At 41.4% G+C, this 19,302-nt stretch carries 18 protein-coding genes; 16 read left to right on the top strand and 2 right to left on the bottom strand.

All coding sequences use genetic code 11. The features are described from left to right. Window positions 1-202: 202 nt before the first annotated feature. Window positions 203-1,903, top strand: coding sequence for a septation ring formation regulator EzrA (ezrA, locus tag DFR59_RS08295; RefSeq protein WP_114745159.1), 1,701 nt, complete (start codon window positions 203-205; stop codon window positions 1,901-1,903). Window positions 1,904-1,968: 65 nt separating this feature from the next. Here ezrA and brnQ read toward each other — a convergent pair whose 3' ends face one another. Beyond that, entirely contained in the window at window positions 1,969-3,330 is a 1,362-nt protein-coding gene (gene brnQ / locus DFR59_RS08290) for a branched-chain amino acid transport system II carrier protein (RefSeq protein ID WP_114745158.1), read from the bottom strand. A gap of 232 nt (window positions 3,331-3,562) precedes the next feature. Between brnQ and DFR59_RS08285 the strand changes: the two genes are divergently transcribed. From DFR59_RS08285 to rarD, 6 genes are all read left to right on the top strand, one after another. Further along, window positions 3,563-4,714 (top strand): cysteine desulfurase family protein, encoded by a 1,152-nt coding sequence (locus DFR59_RS08285; RefSeq protein WP_114745157.1) that lies wholly within the window; start codon window positions 3,563-3,565, stop codon window positions 4,712-4,714. Next, the gene (thiI, locus tag DFR59_RS08280) at window positions 4,711-5,922 is read left to right on the top strand and encodes a tRNA uracil 4-sulfurtransferase ThiI (RefSeq protein WP_114745156.1); all 1,212 of its coding nucleotides are present in this window, start codon (window positions 4,711-4,713) and stop codon (window positions 5,920-5,922) included. Before DFR59_RS08285 ends, thiI begins: the two co-directional genes overlap by 4 nt. A gap of 93 nt (window positions 5,923-6,015) precedes the next feature. Then, a complete protein-coding gene (locus tag DFR59_RS08275) occupies window positions 6,016-6,216 on the top strand; it encodes an alpha/beta-type small acid-soluble spore protein (RefSeq protein WP_114745155.1) in 201 nt (66 codons plus the stop codon). A gap of 144 nt (window positions 6,217-6,360) precedes the next feature. Next, entirely contained in the window at window positions 6,361-7,944 is a 1,584-nt protein-coding gene (gene mbcS / locus DFR59_RS08270) for an acyl-CoA synthetase MbcS (protein ID WP_114745154.1), read from the top strand. 116 nt (window positions 7,945-8,060) lie between these two features. Further along, on the top strand, window positions 8,061-9,662 hold the full coding sequence (locus DFR59_RS08265) for an amidohydrolase (RefSeq protein ID WP_114745153.1): 1,602 nt from the start codon (window positions 8,061-8,063) through the stop codon (window positions 9,660-9,662). Window positions 9,663-9,813: 151 nt separating this feature from the next. Beyond that, on the top strand, window positions 9,814-10,728 hold the full coding sequence (gene rarD / locus DFR59_RS08260; RefSeq protein WP_114745152.1) for an EamA family transporter RarD: 915 nt from the start codon (window positions 9,814-9,816) through the stop codon (window positions 10,726-10,728). A 44-nt stretch (window positions 10,729-10,772) separates the two neighbouring features. Here rarD and DFR59_RS08255 read toward each other — a convergent pair whose 3' ends face one another. Further along, window positions 10,773-11,573 (bottom strand): NAD kinase, encoded by an 801-nt coding sequence (locus tag DFR59_RS08255; RefSeq protein ID WP_114745151.1) that lies wholly within the window; start codon window positions 11,571-11,573, stop codon window positions 10,773-10,775. A gap of 153 nt (window positions 11,574-11,726) precedes the next feature. Between DFR59_RS08255 and sppA the strand changes: the two genes are divergently transcribed. The 9 genes from sppA (at window position 11,727) to DFR59_RS08210 (ending at window position 19,288) form a co-directional block, all read left to right on the top strand. Continuing rightward, window positions 11,727-12,749 (top strand): signal peptide peptidase SppA, encoded by a 1,023-nt coding sequence (gene sppA / locus DFR59_RS08250; protein ID WP_114745150.1) that lies wholly within the window; start codon window positions 11,727-11,729, stop codon window positions 12,747-12,749. 15 nt (window positions 12,750-12,764) lie between these two features. After that, window positions 12,765-13,340 carry an RDD family protein gene (locus DFR59_RS08245; protein ID WP_114745149.1) on the top strand — a complete coding sequence of 192 codons (576 nt, stop codon included), beginning with the start codon at window positions 12,765-12,767 and terminating at the stop codon, window positions 13,338-13,340. 58 nt (window positions 13,341-13,398) lie between these two features. Further along, a complete protein-coding gene (locus DFR59_RS08240; RefSeq protein WP_114745148.1) occupies window positions 13,399-14,118 on the top strand; it encodes a DUF2953 domain-containing protein in 720 nt (239 codons plus the stop codon). A 15-nt stretch (window positions 14,119-14,133) separates the two neighbouring features. Beyond that, window positions 14,134-14,622, top strand: a complete 489-nt coding sequence (gene ytfJ, locus DFR59_RS08235) for a GerW family sporulation protein (RefSeq protein WP_114745147.1) — start codon at window positions 14,134-14,136, stop codon at window positions 14,620-14,622. Window positions 14,623-14,748: 126 nt separating this feature from the next. After that, window positions 14,749-15,249: a thiol peroxidase gene (gene tpx, locus DFR59_RS08230; protein WP_114745146.1), complete on the top strand. Its 501-nt coding sequence runs from the start codon at window positions 14,749-14,751 to the stop codon at window positions 15,247-15,249. A 118-nt stretch (window positions 15,250-15,367) separates the two neighbouring features. After that, complete coding sequence (locus DFR59_RS08225) at window positions 15,368-16,354, top strand: class I SAM-dependent methyltransferase (RefSeq protein ID WP_114745145.1); 987 nt, start codon at window positions 15,368-15,370, stop codon at window positions 16,352-16,354. Between the two features lie 265 nt (window positions 16,355-16,619). Continuing rightward, a complete protein-coding gene (locus tag DFR59_RS08220; protein WP_114745144.1) occupies window positions 16,620-17,807 on the top strand; it encodes an acetate kinase in 1,188 nt (395 codons plus the stop codon). Window positions 17,808-17,945: 138 nt separating this feature from the next. Next, entirely contained in the window at window positions 17,946-18,785 is an 840-nt protein-coding gene (locus DFR59_RS08215; protein ID WP_114745143.1) for an EcsC family protein, read from the top strand. Beyond that, window positions 18,782-19,288, top strand: a complete 507-nt coding sequence (locus DFR59_RS08210; RefSeq protein ID WP_114745142.1) for a MogA/MoaB family molybdenum cofactor biosynthesis protein — start codon at window positions 18,782-18,784, stop codon at window positions 19,286-19,288. Before DFR59_RS08215 ends, DFR59_RS08210 begins: the two co-directional genes overlap by 4 nt. The last annotated feature ends 14 nt before the right edge of the window (window positions 19,289-19,302 follow it).

The following is a 19,302-nucleotide window of genomic DNA, read 5'->3' as shown; positions in this document are numbered from 1 at the left end:
CAACAAATAGAATCGGAGACTTCAGACACCATGATTCAGCAAATATTTTATCATTTGGAATGAAAATGCAAAAAAAGTGAAAATATTAGTCAAAAATTGTCGTTTACATGGTAAACTTAAAACATTATATATGAATTTAATTATCATTAAATAATTTATAGAAAAACAGTCTTATTCGACATGGAAGGACAGGGGGCTGACGATGGAATTTGTCATCGGTGGAATCGTATTATTATTTATTTTATTTTTATATGGATATCTGACAAAGAAAAATCATTTTAAAGAAATAGATCGTCTGGAAGAATGGAAGATCGATATTATGAATAGGCCTGTTCTTGAAGAGCTTTCCAAAGTGAAGCAGCTTAATATGACAGGCCAGACGGAAGAAATGTTCGAACGCTGGAGACAGAGTTGGGACGAAATCGTAGGGATCAAGCTTCCGGATGTGGAAGAATTGCTCTTTGATGCAGAAGAATATGCAGACCGCTACCGCTTTAAGAAGTCTAAGGAAGTCCAAGAGAAGATCGATCACATGCTTGCAGGAACAGAAGAAAAAATCGATTTGATCCTGAGCGAACTTAAGGACCTTGTGGGCAGTGAAGAAAGCAATCGAATCGAAATTGACGAACTGCAGGAGACATATCGCCACGTGAAAAAGCAAATGCTTGCTCACCGCCATACATATGGAAAATCAGCTGGTGCACTGGAAAAGAAAGTAGATAGTCTCACGGAAAAATTCAATGAGTTCAATGAACTGACAGAAAATGGAGATTATTTAGATGCACGTGAAGTCCTCCTTTTATTGAAAGGGGAACTGGCAGCTACTGAAGATGCAATGGGGAAATTACCGGAACTGCTTTCAGAATGCCAAAACCATCTTCCTGCACAGCTGGCTGAAATGAAAGAGGGCTTTGCCGAAATGGAAGCGGATGGCTACATCCTCGATCATATTTCCATCGAGAAAGAAATTACAAGGATGGAAGGCGAACTGCAGATGTATATGGCCTTTCTTGAAAATGCTGAGATCCAAGAAGCTTCTAAAGGCATAGAAGAGATGAAGGAAAATATCGATTCCTTATATGAAGCGCTTGAAAATGAAGTTCATTCAAAACATTTCATTGTGCAGAATGATCCTAAAACCAAGTCGCTGCTGAAGGAAATTGCAGAATCACAGTCAGTGTTGAAAAATGATACAGAATTTGTTCAACAGAGCTATCAATTAGTAGAAGAAGATATCAGCATCCAGCGGAATATCGGAAAGAAACTGAACCAATTAATGAAGCGCTATGAGCAATTGGAAATAAGGATTGCAGAAAATCAATCTGCGAATTCCATCTTAAAGCAGGAAATGCAGGAAATAAGGGATGACCTTGAAGAAATTCAAAAAGAGCAAAAAGGATTCTCTGAGTATCTGCAGAACCTCCGCAAGGATGAAATGAATGCAAAGGAAACGGTGGCCGATTTAAGAAGGCAGCTTGCAGAGGCAAGCAGGCTAATCACTAAAAGCAATATTCCGGGGCTGCCATCCGATTATTTGTCGCTTCTTCAAGAAGCAGAAGATAATATTCAAAATGTATTCAGCAGTTTGAATGAAAAGCCATTAAATATTAAATCGGTTCAGGAGCACCTTCATAAAGCATCCGACACAGTGAATCATTTCTATGAAAAGACGGAAGAATTGATTGAAAATGTAATGCTTGCTGAACGAGTCATCCAATATGGAAATCGCTACCGAAGCAAGTACAGCTCTGTAGCGGAGCATCTTCGCACTGCAGAAGCAGCTTTCCGCAGCTTTGAATACCGGGCAGCTCTTGAACAGGCTGCAACAGCAGTAGAAGAAGTGGAACCGGGCTCGCTCAAAAGAATTGAAAATCTGCTTCAGCAAGAACTTAATGAAGACTAAAAAAAGCAGCCAATTGGCTGCTTTTTTGTGTTTCTATCGTATTCTAACTGCTTCTTTAAGCTAATTTAGGCGGCTTCATTACTACTATTTATCACAGCTGCATGAGCAGTATGGCGTCTGGAAACCGCTACGACCAAGCCCAGAACAGCTCCTGCTAGTGCTGGAATGATCCATCCGATCCCCTCATTGAATAAGGGAAGGAAGGAAAGGTTTTCTGTGAAGAATGAAACATCAAGGTTTGCTGTTTTCAATCCATCAATCAGACTGATAATGCCAGTAGGGATTAAAGCCCCGACATAGACAGCCCTGTATCCTTTAAATTGATTATGGAAAAAGGATAGGATAATCATGACAATGGCCAATGGATAAATGATAATCAATACTGGAAGAGAAACATTAATAAGTTGAGTCAATCCAATATTGGAAATCACCATGCTGAACAGGGATAAAATAATGACAAGCAGCTGGTAGGGCATTTTAGGGAATATTTTTGCAAAATACTTCGCACAAGATGAAACCAAGCCAACTGACGTAGTGATGCAGGCAAACGTAATGGCCAACCCTAGGATAAGTGTTCCGGCATCACCGTAAAGGTGCTTGGCTGCTGAAGACAATAATGCTCCGCCATTATCCTGCATTCCGATGGACTGAGTACTTGTAGCCCCGATGTGAGCTAATGACAGATAAACGAGGGCAAGTCCCGCCGCAGCAATCAGGCCGGCATAAATGCATGTTTTTGCCACAGTCGATTTATTGGTTATCCCTTTTTCTTTAATAGAAGAAATCACTACAATTCCAAATACTAATGCAGCGATTGTATCCATTGTTAAATATCCCTCTATGAATCCTTTGAAGAATGGTCCGTCCACATATGGACCTCTTGGTGCCAATGGTTCTCCCATTGGTGTAACGAAGCTCTTTATGACCAAAACGGCAAGGATGATAATCAAGGCAGGCGTCAAAAACTTTCCTATCCTATCCACAAGCTTGGATGGGTTCATGGAAAGCCATGCCGTCAATGCGAAAAATACAATACTGTATATGAACAACGGAAGACCGTTTGCATTTACATCTTCAGGAAGATATGGAAGGACGCCGATTTCGAATGAAACGGTCCCTGTACGCGGAATGCCAAAGAAAGGTCCGATGGCTAAGTACATAATGGCAGTGAATATCAAACCGTAAACCGGATGTACTCTACTAGATAACGTTTGAAGATCTCCACCAGATTTCGCAATGGATATTACCCCTAATAACGGAAGGCCGACTCCAGTAATAAGGAATCCAAATATTCCGTGCCAAACATGTCTACCGGCTTCTTGTCCAAGGAAAGGGGGGAAAATCATATTTCCTGCACCTAGGAACAAGGCGAAAAGCATTAGGCCGATAGTAAATATTTCTCTTGATGATAACGCTTTCTTCTCCAAAGAAATCCCTCCCGAATATTGTCGAATTTTCTTTTAATATTTGAGCAAATCCATAGTAACACATGAATTATAAAAATTGTCGAAAATTTTAAAAGTCTAAATTTTCAGTATACAAGTATAGTATTATCCTGTTTTGGAGTTTGTTTAAATAGCGCAGGGTAATTTTTTTCTCCATATAGATATGGTACTATTAAGAATTATCAGCGGCATTAAATAAGTGAAGGTGTTTATAATGATATATTTTGATAATAGTGCAACAACCAAGCCTTATGAAGAAGTGCTGGATTCATTTGTAAAAGTTTCCAGTGATTTTTACGGAAATCCTTCTTCCTTGCATGGATTCGGGGCAAAAGCCGATCAATTGCTGCAGCATGCACGAAAGCAAACGGCAGAGATTATGGGCGTGCACCCTTCCGAGATCTATTTCACTTCGGGAGGGACTGAAGGTAATAATTTGGCTATAAAGGGAGCTGTAATTCAGCACGCTTCGAGGGGACGACATATCATTACAAGCCAAATTGAACACCCTTCTGTCATTGAGGCTTGTGAAGAGCTGGAGAAACAAGGTTTTTCTGTTGATTATCTGCCAGTAAAATCAGATGGATCCATTGACATTGAAGATGTAAAAAAGGCAGTCAGGAATGATACGATCCTCGTCAGCATCATGCATGTGAATAATGAGGTGGGCTCTATCCAGCCCATTGAAGAAATTGGACAATGGCTGTCAAAGAATTCACAGGCGCTATTTCATGTCGATTATGTGCAGGGATGCGGCAAAATCCCCCTTTCATTGCAAGATGGATTCATCGATTTATGTACGATTTCCGGCCATAAAATCCATGGATTGAAAGGAACGGGCGTTCTTTATATAAATTCAGGTGTAAAGATCACCCCCTTGTTTTCTGGAGGGAAGCAAGAGTCGAAAATGAGAAGCGGCACGGAAAATACAGCAGGAATGGTCGCATTCGCCAAAGCCTTAAGGATGACAGAGGAAAAAAGAAAAACTTCCATCAGCCATTTATGGGATTTAAGGAACTATTTATATAATGAAATCCTTCAAATAAAGGGTACTGTGATGAATACGCCGCAAAATGGTGCAGCACCGCATATCATCAACTTTTCCATACCCGGAATCAAAGGAGAGGTGCTTGTCCATGCACTTGAACAGGAAGATATTTATGTATCCACTACAAGTGCCTGTTCTTCGAGGCAAAAAAAGACGAGCAGGACTTTGACTTCGATGGGAATCCCGATGGAACAGGCCGATGGTTCCATCCGTGTCAGCCTTTCCTATGGCAATACCATTTCAGAAGCTGAACGATTTGCGAATGAATTAAAGAAAATTGCAGAACAACTATCAAAAGTCATAAGGAGATCAAAATGAATTATGAAAGAATTTTAATCAGATATGGGGAAATTTCTACGAAAGGACGAAACCGCTACAAATTTGTCGATACTTTAAAATCAAATATCAAAAGCGCATTGAATGAGTATCCTGAAATAAAAATTGAAAGTACAAGAGACAGGATGTTTCTTCTTCTTAACGGGGCCCCGGCAGAAGATGTATGCATCAAACTGGAGAAAATTTTTGGCATCCAATCCTTCAGTCCCACTGTAAGGACAGGATTAGATATTGAGGAGATAAAGGACGCAGCATTATCATTGCTGAAAAAATTATTCAGTGAAGGCCAAACCTTCAAAGTTTCTGCCAGAAGATCAGATAAGACATTTCCATATGATACTAATGAGATAAACCATGAGGTAGGCGGACATTTGCTCCGGAATATCGAAGGCTTGAAAGTCGATGTGAAAAAACCTGATATCAACCTGATTGTAGAAGTCAGAAAAGAAGGTGTTTTCCTCTCCAGCGAGGTTATTAAAGGAAATGGAGGAATGCCTGTCGGTTCGAGCGGGAAAGCCATGCTTATGCTGTCAGGAGGAATCGACAGCCCTGTCGCAGGGTATTTGACCATGAAGCGCGGGGTTGAAATTGAAGCCGTCCATTTCCACAGTCCACCATTCACAAGTGAGCGTGCAAAACAAAAAGTGTTGGATTTATCGCAGAAACTGGCGGCCTTCAGCGGTCGTGTGAAAGTCCACATTGTACCATTCACCGATATCCAGCAGGCCATCCATCAGCAGGTGCCGGAAAACTATACAATGACATCTACAAGGCGCATGATGCTTAGGCTCTCTGATGATATCAGGGAAAGAGGAAATGGATTAGCCATTGTCACTGGGGAAAGCTTAGGACAGGTCGCAAGCCAGACGCTTGAAAGTATGCTGGCCATTAATGATGTGACGAACACGCCGATTTTGCGCCCGTTGATCTCGATGGATAAATTGGAAATCATCGATATCGCCAAGCAGATCGACACACATGAAATATCCAATCTTCCATATGAAGACTGCTGCACTATTTTTACACCTTCTTCCCCGAAGACAAAGCCTAAAAAAGAGAAAGTACAATTCTATGAGAGCTTTGTCGATTTTGAGCCACTCATCGCAGAAGCGTTGGAAAAAACTGAAACGATTATCATCGATGCATCTTCTGAAATAATGGAAAAAACCGAGATATCAGATTTGTTTTAATCAATCGATAATTTAGGAACAATTACCAATTGAATCACTTGCATTAAACCATGTGTTTTCGCACACCATATACTCACAAGGAGGTGAAAACACATGGCAAACAGAAGTTCAAACCAATTAGTAGCTCCTGGTTCTCAAGCTGCTATCGACCAAATGAAATACGAAATCGCGTCTGAATTCGGAGTACAACTTGGACCAGATGCAACTGCTCGCGCTAACGGATCTGTTGGTGGAGAAATCACTAAACGTCTAGTTCAAATGGCTGAACAACAATTAGGCGGATACCAAAAATAATAAAACAATAAAAATGGCTACAGGAACGGGCTTCGGCCCGTTCTTTATTTTGTGTCCAATTATAAGTGCTAAATTATTTATAATTTTTTAAAAATTTAGTATAATAAACTTGTACTATACCACTTGAACAAAGGGGAGAATCACATGAATCGAGCAGATTTAATAGCACCAGAAAAGTACAATATCATACAGGAAGTAGAGAAATTCGCAAAAGATCCCAATAAGACAGCGCTCAAATGGGAAAATGAAGCGGGTGAAAAGAAAGCGATTACATATCAGGAATTAATGAAAAACGTAAATAGAATCTGCAATGTGTTTGCAGGAAAGGGATTTGAAAAAGGGGACACCATACTTGTCATGATTCCGAGGCTGATTGAAGCTTACCAGGTATACTTGGCAGCACTCAAATCAGGGATGGTTGTCATTCCAAGCTCTGAAATGCTTAAAACAAAAGATTTGAAATACCGGATTACACATGGCGATGTAAAGGGGGTTGTCGCCTATTATCCTTATGCATCTGAATTCGATGGCGTCGATGAAGCAAAGAACTTAAAGAAGTTCAGCATCGGACAGCATCATGATGAATGGGATTTCCTGGATTCTCTGTTGGAGACAGAATCAACGGATTTCACAGCTGCTGATACGCACCGGGACGATATGGCATTCTTATCTTATACATCTGGTACCACCGGCAATCCTAAAGGCGTTGTCCATACCCATGGATGGGGCTTTGCCCACTTAAAAACGGCCGCAAAAGGCTGGCTGAGCATTGAAGAGAATGATGTCGTCTGGGCAACTGCAGGCCCGGGATGGCAAAAGTGGATTTGGAGTCCATTCTTGTCTGTTATGGGATCGGGGGCTACAGGCTTCGTCTATAATGGGAAGTTTGAACCGCAGAAATATCTGCAGCTCCTTGAACGATACCAAGTGAATGTCATGTGCTGTACACCGACAGAATATCGGTTGATGGCGAAAGTGAACGATCTGTCCCAGTACAACCTTTCCAATCTTCATAGTGCTGTTTCAGCAGGCGAGCCATTAAACCGCGAAGTCATCGATACATTCAAGAAGCACTTTGATATCGAGGTTCGGGATGGCTATGGACAGACAGAAAATACACTGCTGGTCGGCATTATGAAAGGAATGGAATTAAAGCCGGGATCAATGGGTAAACCGACACCGGGCAATCGGGTCGACATCATCAATGAAGATGGTGAGCCATGCGGTATAGGGGAAGTTGGCGACATCGCAGTTCATGTTGAAACACCTGCATTATTCAAGAATTATTATAAAGATCCTGAAAGAACGGCAATGCAATTCAGGGGAGATTACTATATAACTGGAGATAAAGCGAAAAAAGATGAAGATGGATATTTCTGGTTTGAAGGCAGGGGTGATGATATCATCATCAGCTCCGGGTATACAATCGGTCCATTTGAAGTGGAGGATGCACTTGTAAAACATCCGTATGTAAAAGAATGTGCAGTTGTATCAAGTCCTGACGAAATCAGGGGGCATATTGTTAAAGCGTTTGTTGTTCTTCAGGATAACGTTGATTCACAGGACCCTTCCCTTATCAAACTTCTGCAGGATCATGTAAAAGAATTGACTGCGCCATATAAATATCCGCGCAGCATTGAATTTATCAAAGAACTGCCTAAGACGACTTCAGGGAAAATCCGCCGGATTGAATTGAGGAAGCAAGAAGAAGATGCTTTGAAAAAATAAAATAATTCTGTAAACTAGAAACAGACAGTGTACACTGTCTGTTTCAGTTTGTAGTAAACAAATGATTAAACGTATTCAGATTGTCCATATGTTTTCACCGGAAAGGGAGCGCTGTGATGGGAAAACTTATTTTTAACGGGACCATTTATACAATGGCAGCAGAAGGAGAAACGGTTGAAGCCGTATATGTAGAAAATGGGAAAATAGCAGATAGCGGGAATCTTGATTCAATTAAGATCAAATATAGCGGCCGGATTACCGATATGATTGACCTCGTCGGGTCCACGATGTATCCAGGCTTTACTGATAGCCATATGCATTTAATTGGACATGGTGAAACTTTGATCCGTCTTGATCTTTCTGAAATGTCATCAAAAGAGGAAGTATATGACACCCTTCAGAAAAGATCGGCAATGCTCGCACCCGGGGAATGGATCATAGGGGAAGGCTGGAATGAAAATCTTTGGGAGCCTAAAGAAACACCAAATCGATTCGAACTGGATGAATATATCCCGGATCATCCTGTATTGATAAAAAGAATATGCAGACATGCGGTGTGTGTCAATTCCAAGGCGCTTAAACTCGCAGCGATCGATGAAATGACAAATAATCCAGATGGAGGCATCATCGAGAGGGATGAACATGGCAGAATTAATGGAGTCCTTAAAGACCAAGCACAGGATTTAATCTTCACAGTGATTCCTGAAGTAACAGAAGCCTATCTGGAGCATGCGGTACGTGCTGCAATTGATAGCTGTTGGAAATACGGCTTGATTGGCGGCCATACAGAGGATCTGAATTATTATGGGGGCTATCAAAGAACGATAGATGCTTTCAGGAAAGTGATAGTGGATGAAGGAAAAAGGTTCAAGGCGCATCTCCTTATTCATCATGAAGCTATTCCTGATTGGGCGAATGAGGATCGATCGACAGTTCCACAGACTGAATATATTGAATTTGGTTCTATGAAGATTTTTGCGGATGGTGCATTAGGAGGAAGAACGGCTTTGTTGAGTCATCCTTATGCTGATGAACCATCCACTAATGGAGTGGCCATACATTCCCGGGAAGAATTAAGGAGCCTCCTTGCAAAAGCAAGGGAACATTCATTGCCTGTTGCTGTTCATACGATCGGTGACTTAGCTTTTGAATCCGTCTTAGATGCAATCATTGAAAACCCGCCGCCAAAAGGGAAAAGAGACCGGCTCATTCACGCACAGATTTTAAGGCAAGAATTAATAGAAAAAGCTAAGGGGCAGCCAATCGTTTTAGATATTCAGCCGAGATTCGTAGCTTCTGATTTTCCATGGGTGATCGATCGTATTGGCAAAGATCGAATGAAATATAATTATGCATGGAAAACACTATTAGATAACGGCATTCCATGTGCAGGCGGATCTGATGCACCGATAGAACCTGTCAATCCATTGTTGGGAATATATGAGGCAGTATCGAGGGTCTACCTCCATCAAAATATGCACCATGTGTACAATCCGGAAGAAAAGTTATCTGTCTATGAAGCGATATCCCTTTTTACGAAAGGCAGTGCGTATGCTGCAAGCCACGAAATGGACAGGGGAATGATTAGACCAGGATATGACGCTGATTTCACGGTGCTCGATAAAGATCTATTCAGTATTTCTGAAGAAGATATTCCTCAAGCAAAAACTGTTATGACCATCATCGACGGAGAAATCGTCTACAACCATAAAGAGTAAAGAGCTTGGGCTTCCTTTAAGGGGCCCATTTAACATTTGTCCTTTAATTTATAAAATGAAAAAAATATTGTAGAAAAGATTAGAAGTCCTTATAATGATATTATTTCGAGTTACTAAACAAATGAACCCATCTGGAAGAAGGTATATCATTATGGATAACAATCAGCAAAGAGGAATGCTTTATGCAGCTTTCTCCTATTTTATTTGGGGGATCCTGCCGATTTATTGGAAATGGCTTAACCATGTTCCGTCTGATGAAATCTTGGCCAACCGGGTATTCTGGTCTTTTTGGTTCATGATCATCTTATTATCAGCTTCTAAGAAATTAGGTGCATTCTTCCGTACCTTTAAAGAAATGAAGGCAAGAACGAAGCTTGCACTGACGGCTGCTTCCCTTTTAATCAGTGCGAACTGGTTTGTTTACATTTGGGCGGTTAATTCCAATCAAATGGTTGAAGCCAGCCTTGGCTACTATATCAATCCCTTGGTCAGCGTCCTATTAGGTGTTTTTATACTTAAGGAATCCCTATCAAGGGCACAAGCGGTTTCATTTGTTTTAGCCGCCATAGGGGTATTGATTTTAACTATTTCATATGGACAATTTCCGTGGATTTCATTTACATTGGCCTTTTCATTCGGACTTTATGGCCTTGCAAAGAAAATGATCAAGGTGGATTCCGCTATTGGACTTACACTGGAGACAATGGTGGTTGCCCCTATTGCTTTGGCCTATATGATTTATTTGATGGTGATTGGCAAGGAATCGCTCTTTCATGTTTCAGCATCAACGGATTTTCTTTTGATGGGGGCAGGTGCAGCGACCGCCATCCCGCTATTATTTTTTGCAAAAGGAGCACAGCAGATCCCTCTTTATATGCTTGGATTCCTGCAATATATTGCTCCGACATTGACGCTGCTTCTCGGGGTTTTTGTATATAAGGAGCCCTTTACAGGAATTGATCTTGTTTCCTTTTTCTTTATTTGGAGTGCACTCCTTATTTTTACGGTTTCAAGGACAAAATGGTACACAAATCGTACGGTCAAACTGCAGAAAAAGAGTGCATAAAAAAGAGGATGGGTTTACTACTGCCCATCCTCTTTTGGTGTTTTTTAAAGGAAAGATCTTTTGACTTTTTCCCAGAAAGAGTTGTCTTTCAGTTTTACTGTCTTGATTTTATTTCCGCTCAAAACTACTTTTACGGTTTTGACGTTTTGGATGCTTAGGGCTTCGTTATCAATCCCCATGGTCGGATGGCTGTTTCCATGTTGGACCACGGATAATGTCAATGTCCTTTCACCGCTTAAGATAAAGGAGGAACCCAAGGTCCGGTAGCGATTATTATTGAGAGAGGCAAGTTCGCTGACCTGTATGCAAGGGAGCATTGGATCGACAACTGCCCCATTGACTGATTTATTATATGCTGTGCTTCCGGTCGGAGTCGCCAGTATCATGCCGTCTCCCCTGAAAGTCTCAAAGTGGATATCATCAATAAAAACATCCATGACAAATGTCTTGATGATGCCGGAACGGATGCTGAATTCATTAAGGCATTCAAATGAAACGCCTTCGTCGATGGTGACTTTGATGGTCGGATAGCGCCTGATTTCGATTTGTTCTTTTGTCATTGCATCAATCATTTTAGAGGTTTCATTAATATGAAAATCACAATACATACTCAGCGTACCAGTGGTGGAAATCCCGGCATAGAGGGCATCCTGGCGAAATCCAGTCTTTCTGACTGCCTGCAGGAATGTGCCGTCTCCTCCTACACTGACAATGATATTGGCATCTTTTGATTCTTTGACGATTGAAAAACCATATCTTTGTGCCAAATCGTAGAGAGGTTCGACTTTTTCAAGCATATCTGCATCCTGGTTGTGAAAAAAGTAAAGATTTCTCCGGTCTGTCATGAGTGATGTGCCTCCTGCTATGAATTATTTTCTTCCTTCCCTATTTTCAAGAGATTTTGCTAAAATATTCAATATGGTTTAGTTTAACATGTTTTTGAAACATTTTGAAAGAATGGCACGTAAACGTATTGACCACAAAAGGAGGGTTATTAAATGAATAAAAAGAGATGGGGAGCTTTAGCCATCGCAGCAGCCCTATTCATCGTTTCCATCATTGTCAATTTTGCCAGTATGGCATTGACAACGGATTGGACAAAGGGATTTGAAGAAATGTTTGCCGCTGATCAGGCTTTTTCGGAAGACATAATCGATGACGGGGATGAATCTAAGAAAATTGTCGTCCTTCATGTGGACGGAGTGATCCAGGATACAGGGGATGCCGGTTCATTCTTGCAGAGCAGCGGCTATAATCATAAAGAATTCATGGAGCAGCTCAACCAAGTAAAAGATGATGATTCTGTGAAAGGCGCCATCATCCGAATCAATTCACCGGGCGGAGGGGTTATGGAATCTGCTGAGATACACGATAAAATCGTTGAAATTCAAAAAGAAACGAAAAAGCCGATTTATGTATCCATGGGATCAATGGCTGCATCGGGAGGCTATTACATATCCACCCCTGCGGATAAAATCTTTGCGAGCCCGGAAACATTGACAGGTTCTCTCGGTGTCATCATGGAAGGTGTGAACTACGGAGAACTTGCCAAGAAATATGGAGTGGACTTTGTGACCATCAAAAGCGGCCCGTATAAAGATATCATGAGTCCGACAAGACCGATGACCGATAAGGAAAAAGAAATACTTCAAACAATGATCAACCATTCCTATGATGGTTTTGTCAGTGTCATATCAAAAGGGAGAGACATCCCTGAAGAAAAGGTAAGAGAAATTGCCGATGGGCGCATTTATGACGGCAGACAGGCAAAAGAATTGCATTTAATCGATGAATTCGGCTACCTGGAAGATACGATTGACGCCATGAAGAAAGACGAAAAGCTTAAAGGTGCCCAAGTTGTGAGCTATGGGACCAACATGGGATTGAATTCTTTATTTGGCATGAGTGCACAAAAAATCCTCGGCCCTAAGATCTTCGGCGACGACATTGAAATGAATGGGCTAATGAAGGTTCTTTCACAGCCAAATGCGCCGAAATTGATGTACTTATATGCTAAATAGAGAGGAGTGTGCAAGATGAGTGAGTTTGATCATAATAGAACCGACGAAGAAACAGAAACCCTCTCAATCAAGGACGATCCATCTTCTATTTCAGAACCAAAGGATCAGTACTTGGAACGTGCAGCAATTCCCGAAGAAGCAGCAAGATCCTTTGCTACTGCAGGGTTCTGGATGAGGTTCTGGGCTTACTTATTGGACTTGATCGTCATTGGCAGCATCGACAGGCTTTTGATCAAGCCAGTTTTCCGGCTGTTGGATTTTCAACTTCATGATACAAGCATGTTTGCTCCTATTTCCATTCTATTTGCTATCGTATTTTATGGCTATTTTGTATTGATGACCAAATACTTTGGAGCCACGATTGGCAAGATGGTGTTCGGATTACGAGTAATCTCTGTTAAACGTGATCGTTTAACATGGGGGACTGTTCTATTTAGAGAGTGGATTGGACGATATATTTCAGCAACTGTCGCCATACTCTATATCCTCGTGGCATTTATGCCAAAGAAGCAGGGGCTGCATGATGTTTTTGCAGACACCACCGTGATTCATGAAAGAAGGCTCGAAACTGAAAGCTTCAGCAACTTATAAAAAATGAACTTGTCCTAATCCGGACAGGTTTATTTTTTTGGGAATAGGTGATAATGGAATGCTGAAAGGTCGTGTGTACATGTATATCGCAGCCATCATCATCGGCATTATAATTCTACTGTTCCTATTATTATGGTTCACCAGTCTTTCCATTTATTTAAATTTATATCATGGGCAGGATAACGACCATTTTCAAATTCAATTCAAGATATGGTTTGGACTCATAAGATACAAGGTTGATATCCCGATGGTGCAGATCGATAAGGATCAGCCGGATATTGTATTGAAGCAAGAAGTGAAAAAAGGAAAAAAGGAAAAAGTGAAAAAAGCATCAAAAAAACGGATCCGGCCGTCGGATATCTTAAATAGTTTTCAAGATACAGCTGAGTTGATACGGCACGTCTACGGAACCCACGTTATCGTGAACAAATTCCTCGCAAAGATTAAAGTCAGAAATCTGCAATGGCATACATTGATTGGATTGAAGGATGCAGCAGCCACTGGAATGCTGGCGGGGGCGGCATGGACATTAAAATCGACCATTATTACATTCATCAGCACCCACTGCCGCTTGATGGATCCCCCTGTGATAGAAGTGATTCCTTCCTTTAATCGCCCGATTTCTCAAATCTCATTTAAATGTATGTTTCGCTTCAGGATTGGGCATGCTATATTCGCAGGTTTGAAATTGATAAAGTACTGGAATGGCGGCAAACCACAATTTAAGACAAAACCTTTATCTATTTTGTCTGAAGAAAAAAACAAGCATTCCCTATAGATAAGGAGGATTCATATGTCAGAACATCCAATTCAAGGCCTCATGACTACTGCAATGGAAAGTCTGAAAGAAATGATTGATGTCAATACCATTATCGGCGATCCAGTTGAAACTCCGGATGGCAGTGTGATTCTAACTGTATCAAAAGTAGGTTTTGGCTTCGCAGCCGGTGGAAGCGAGTTTAATATGAATGGCAAAAGCGGCCAGTCCGGATCCAATGGAAGTGGCGGCGGACAACAAGGACAGCAATCCGGTCCTAAACATCCATTCGGAGGAGGAAGCGGCGGAGGGGTTTCCATTACACCAATTGCTTTCCTGATTGTCAATTCCCATGGCGTCAAAATGCTCCACTTGGATGAAAGCACTCATTTGCTTGAAAAAATTCTTGATGTTGCACCAGCTGCAGTGGAGAAAATTCAGAACATGCTGAAGAAAAATGATAAAAAAGATTCTTCTTCCCACAATGGGCAGCATTATGGACAGAAGCAGGATTTAGATTTATAAAAAGCTGAGGTTGACTTCTTAACACGGAGTTAACCTTTTTTTGAGGAATAGAGTGTGAATAAATTGCATAAGCACGATATTGTTCAGTATGATAGAGATGTAATGATTACATAAGGAGGTAATGGAATGGCTTCTATTACATTTAAACAAAACCCGGTAACTTTGTTAGGGAATGAAGTGAAAGTCGGAGATAAAGCCCCGGATTTCAAAGTTCTTGCAAATGATTTATCTGAGGTCACTTTAGCAGACTCTAAAGGCAGCGTCAGAATCATAAGCGTCGTACCATCCATCGATACTGGCGTCTGTGATGCACAGACAAGAAGATTCAATGAAGAAGCTTCTAAATTGGGAAATGTAAAAGTGTTGACGATTTCCGTTGATCTTCCTTTTGCTCAAAAACGCTGGTGTGCAGCGAATGGAATCGAGAATGTCCAAACATTGTCCGACCATCGCGATCTTTCCTTTGGAGAAGCTTACGGCGTCCATATCAAGGAACTAAGATTGCTTGCCCGCGCTGTATTTGTCGTTGACAGCAGCGATGAAGTCACTTATGTGGAATATGTAAGTGAAGCAACCGACCATCCTAATTATGAAGGTGCTATCGAAGCAGCAAAAGCAGCAAACTAATGATTGATTCTTGAATGGAAGGGCTGGCTCAGAGCTGAGTCGGCCCTTTCCTTGTTTGATTCAGGTACTCATTGTAAAATATGAACCATAAAAATTGTTTTTCAAGAGGAGTGTTGAAATGATAACCTCTCCAGTCGAATCACTATTTCAAGTATTCAACGAAACAGCTGAATTATTAGCAGAGGAATTATCTTGTACATATTTAGAAGCACTGGCGGAAACCGGAGAGAACATTTTCCACGGTTCCATCCTGCAAGAAGAAGTCAGCGAACTCGGAGAAAAAAGGCTCAAAAAGCTCTACAGCAGCATTCATATCGAGGGCCTTGGAAAAGAAGACATCCGAAAAGCCTATCAGCTGGCAATCATCAAGGGAATGCGGGAAGCATCCCAGCCAAACCATCAGATGACGCCTGACTCCATTGGATTATTCTTAAGCTACTTAATCGGAAAATTCATGAACGGGAAGAAAGAGTTTTCCCTGCTTGATCCTGCTGTAGGAACTGGGAACCTTCAATTCACGATCATGAATCAACTGCATGATAAAACGATTCAATCATTTGGAGTGGATGTGGATGATGTCCTCATACGGCTTGCATTCTCAGGAGCGAATCTAATCAGACAGCCATTGGAACTGTTCAATCAGGATGCATTAGAGCCGCTCTTCATCGATCCAGTCGATTGTGTGGTCTGTGATCTGCCGGTCGGCTTTTATCCAAACGATGTAAGGGCAATGGAGTATAAACTGAAAGCAGATAAAGGACATTCCTATGCTCACCATCTATTTATTGAGCAAAGTGTCAACCATGCAAAAGAGGGGGCTTATCTCTTCTTCCTGGTGCCTAACGGTATCTTTGAGTCAGAGGAAGCCCCGAAGCTCAGGGAGTACATCAAAGATAATGTTAATATCCAAGGCCTTGTTCAGCTGCCAATGTCCCTCTTCAAAAATGAAGCGGCAGCCAAGAGCATATTTGTCCTACAGAAAAAAGGAGAAGAGATTAAAGCGCCTAAGCAGGGTCTTATGGTGAAACTTCCAAAGCTTTCGAATCAGAAAGCAATGGAAGATATCTTCGGCAAAATTGATGAGTGGTTCGAGGAAAATAAATAATCAAAACAACAAAACAGCCTTTCTGTCTGCAGAAGGCTGTTTTTATTTGTAAATGCATAAAAGCTATTCGAATTTTTCCGAAAATATTTAATTTAACATGAAAACGAATACATTTCAACCTTTTTCTTGAAATAGGCATGGGACAGTGTTTTAATGAGGAATTGTAAGATATATTCATTCTTAAATGAACAAACTAACATGTATTCATTTTCATTGACAAAGAATTTATATAAATACTTTTATACGTAGAAGGAGCGAATGACAAATGGCAAAAATGATTGCAATCAACGCTGGAAGCTCTTCTCTGAAGTTTCAGTTATTTGAGATGCCTGAAGAAACTGTTATCACAAAAGGACTAATCGAAAGAATCGGACTAAAAGATTCTATATTCAATATCACAGTAAATGGTGAAAAAGTAACAGAAATCACTGATATCCCTGATCATGATGTGGCAGTAAAAATGCTATTGAGCAAGCTTACTGATCTTGGCATCATCAAATCACTGGATGAAATCGAAGGAATCGGACACCGTGTGGTACATGGAGGAGAAGTCTTCAATGATTCCGTCCTAATCACAGATGAAGTCCTGGATCAAATCAGTAATCTATCTGACCTTGCTCCATTGCACAATCCTGCAAATATTACAGGAATCAAAGCATTCGAGAGCGTACTTCCTAACGTGCCGGCAGTGGCGGTATTCGATACTGCGTTCCATCAAACAATGCCAGAAAGCTCTTTCTTATACAGCTTGCCATACGAATACTATGAAAAATTCGGAATCCGCAAGTATGGATTCCATGGAACATCCCATAAATATGTTTCTCAGCGTGCTGCAGAAATGCTTGGACGTCCGGAAGAACATCTTCGACTCATTTCCTGCCACTTAGGAAACGGCGCCAGCATCGCAGCAATCGAAGGCGGGAAATCCATCGATACGTCAATGGGCTTCACTCCGCTTGCGGGTGTAACAATGGGTACGCGTTCAGGCAACATCGATCCTGCCTTGATTCCATATATCATGGAGAAAACAGAGCTTACGGCAGAAGAGGTTCTTGATGTTTTGAATAAAAAATCAGGAATGCTTGGTGTTTCCGGTTTCTCTAGCGACCTGCGCGATATTGAGCAAGAAGCAGAAAAAGGCAACGAACGTGCAGAACTTGCATTGGAAGTATTTGCGAACCGCATCCACAAATATATCGGATCTTATGCATCACGCATGAACGGAATCGATGCGATCATCTTCACTGCCGGTATCGGTGAAAACAGCCAAAGCATTCGTGAGAAAGTCCTTCGTGGTTTGGAATTCATGGGTGTATATTGGGATCCGGCATTGAACAAAACCCGCGGACAAGAGGCGTTCCTCAACTACCCTCACTCCCCGGTAAAAGTCATGGTCATCCCAACAAATGAAGAAGTAATGATTGCGCGTGACATCCTAAGACTAACAAAATAATTATTTTATGCCCCATTCCGATTGAACTCAAATCGGAGTGGGGCTTTTTAAGTTTATAAAAAAGGATCCAATTGTTAATGAAGGCTTTCAATATGTTATACTTTTCTTACAATTCAACGTCAATAAGGTGGGAAGCATATGGCTTGGACAAAAACTGATAAAAAATATTGGGAAGACATACTGGCATTTGAAGAAACTCTTTATAAATATGAACCGAATGATTTAGAAAAAACCTACGTAAAATGGGTCGATCAAGGATTTTCAATGCTGCCGGAGAATCTTCAAGAGCAATTTTTTGAAAAGCTGGATTCCTGGCTCTTTCACCTTCATTCCCTGCTGCAGGGCTCCCAGATTCAAAATGATGCACGGGAAAGAATCCTGGGGACAGCACGTATTTTCGATGATGATATACAATCCATTTCCGATTTGAAAAAGCTGAACATAGATAAACTTCATTACATAGCTGAGCAGCATGCAGCAAGGCACAGGGTCTATTCTTTGATACAGGGCGGAATTGCCGGAACTGGCGGTCCCATTGCAATCGGAACGGATTTCCTCGCTCTGGCCATCATGAATCTACGGGCAGTGCAGCTGACAGGCATGTCATATGGATACGATGTACAGACGCCGTTTGAAATGATGTCCTCTTTAAAGGTCTTCCATGTTGCTACGCTGCCGGCCAGGATGAAAAGCCACGGGTGGGAAGAATTGAAACAGCAAGCGAAGGAATCCTATGACTATTTCTACAGCGGGAATGAGCAGCTCACTAATAATACATGGCTTGATGAACCATTAAAGCAAGTGATCAAAGCAATGTTCATACAGTTGTTCAGAAAGCGTTTGATTTCAGGTCTACCGTTCATTTCAATGGCCATTGGGGCATCCGTCAATTATCAAGTGATGCGGAAGGTCACAACCTTTTCCGAAAAGTATTATCAGTTCCGCTATTTGACTGATAAAGAAGGAAGATTATTATGAGTGTCAATGCCCATAAAGAAAAAGCACCTTCTTCCATAAGAGTTTCCATCATCACCGTTAGCGACACCAGAACTCTCGAGACGGATAAAAGCGGGGCTTTGATGGAGGCGCTATTAAAGGAAAATGGACATATAGTGCTTTCGAGAAATATTGTTAAAGATGAACAGAATGAGATACGAAGCACATTTTTATCAAAAATAGAAGAAGAGGAAGTCCAGGCTGTACTTATCAATGGTGGTACAGGGCTCGCCAGGAGGGATGTAACGATTGAGACAATTTCCTCTCATTTTGAAAAGGAAATCTCAGGTTTCGGGGAACTATTCCGAATGCTCAGCTACCAGGAGGATATCGGGTCTGCTGCGATGCTCTCCCGTGCGACAGGGGGGACGAAGGATGGAAAAGCGATATTCATCACGCCCGGTTCAACAGGAGCAGTCCGGCTTGCGATGGAGAAGCTAATTCTTCCAGAGCTTTCTCATATCATTTTGGAATTGAATAAATGAAAAAAAGCAGCCTG

The organism is Falsibacillus pallidus, assembly GCF_003350505.1.
Classification (GTDB): domain Bacteria; phylum Bacillota; class Bacilli; order Bacillales; family DSM-25281; genus Falsibacillus; species Falsibacillus pallidus.
Note: the sequence above shows the minus strand (reverse complement) of the source record. Positions and strands in the feature narration are given on the sequence as shown.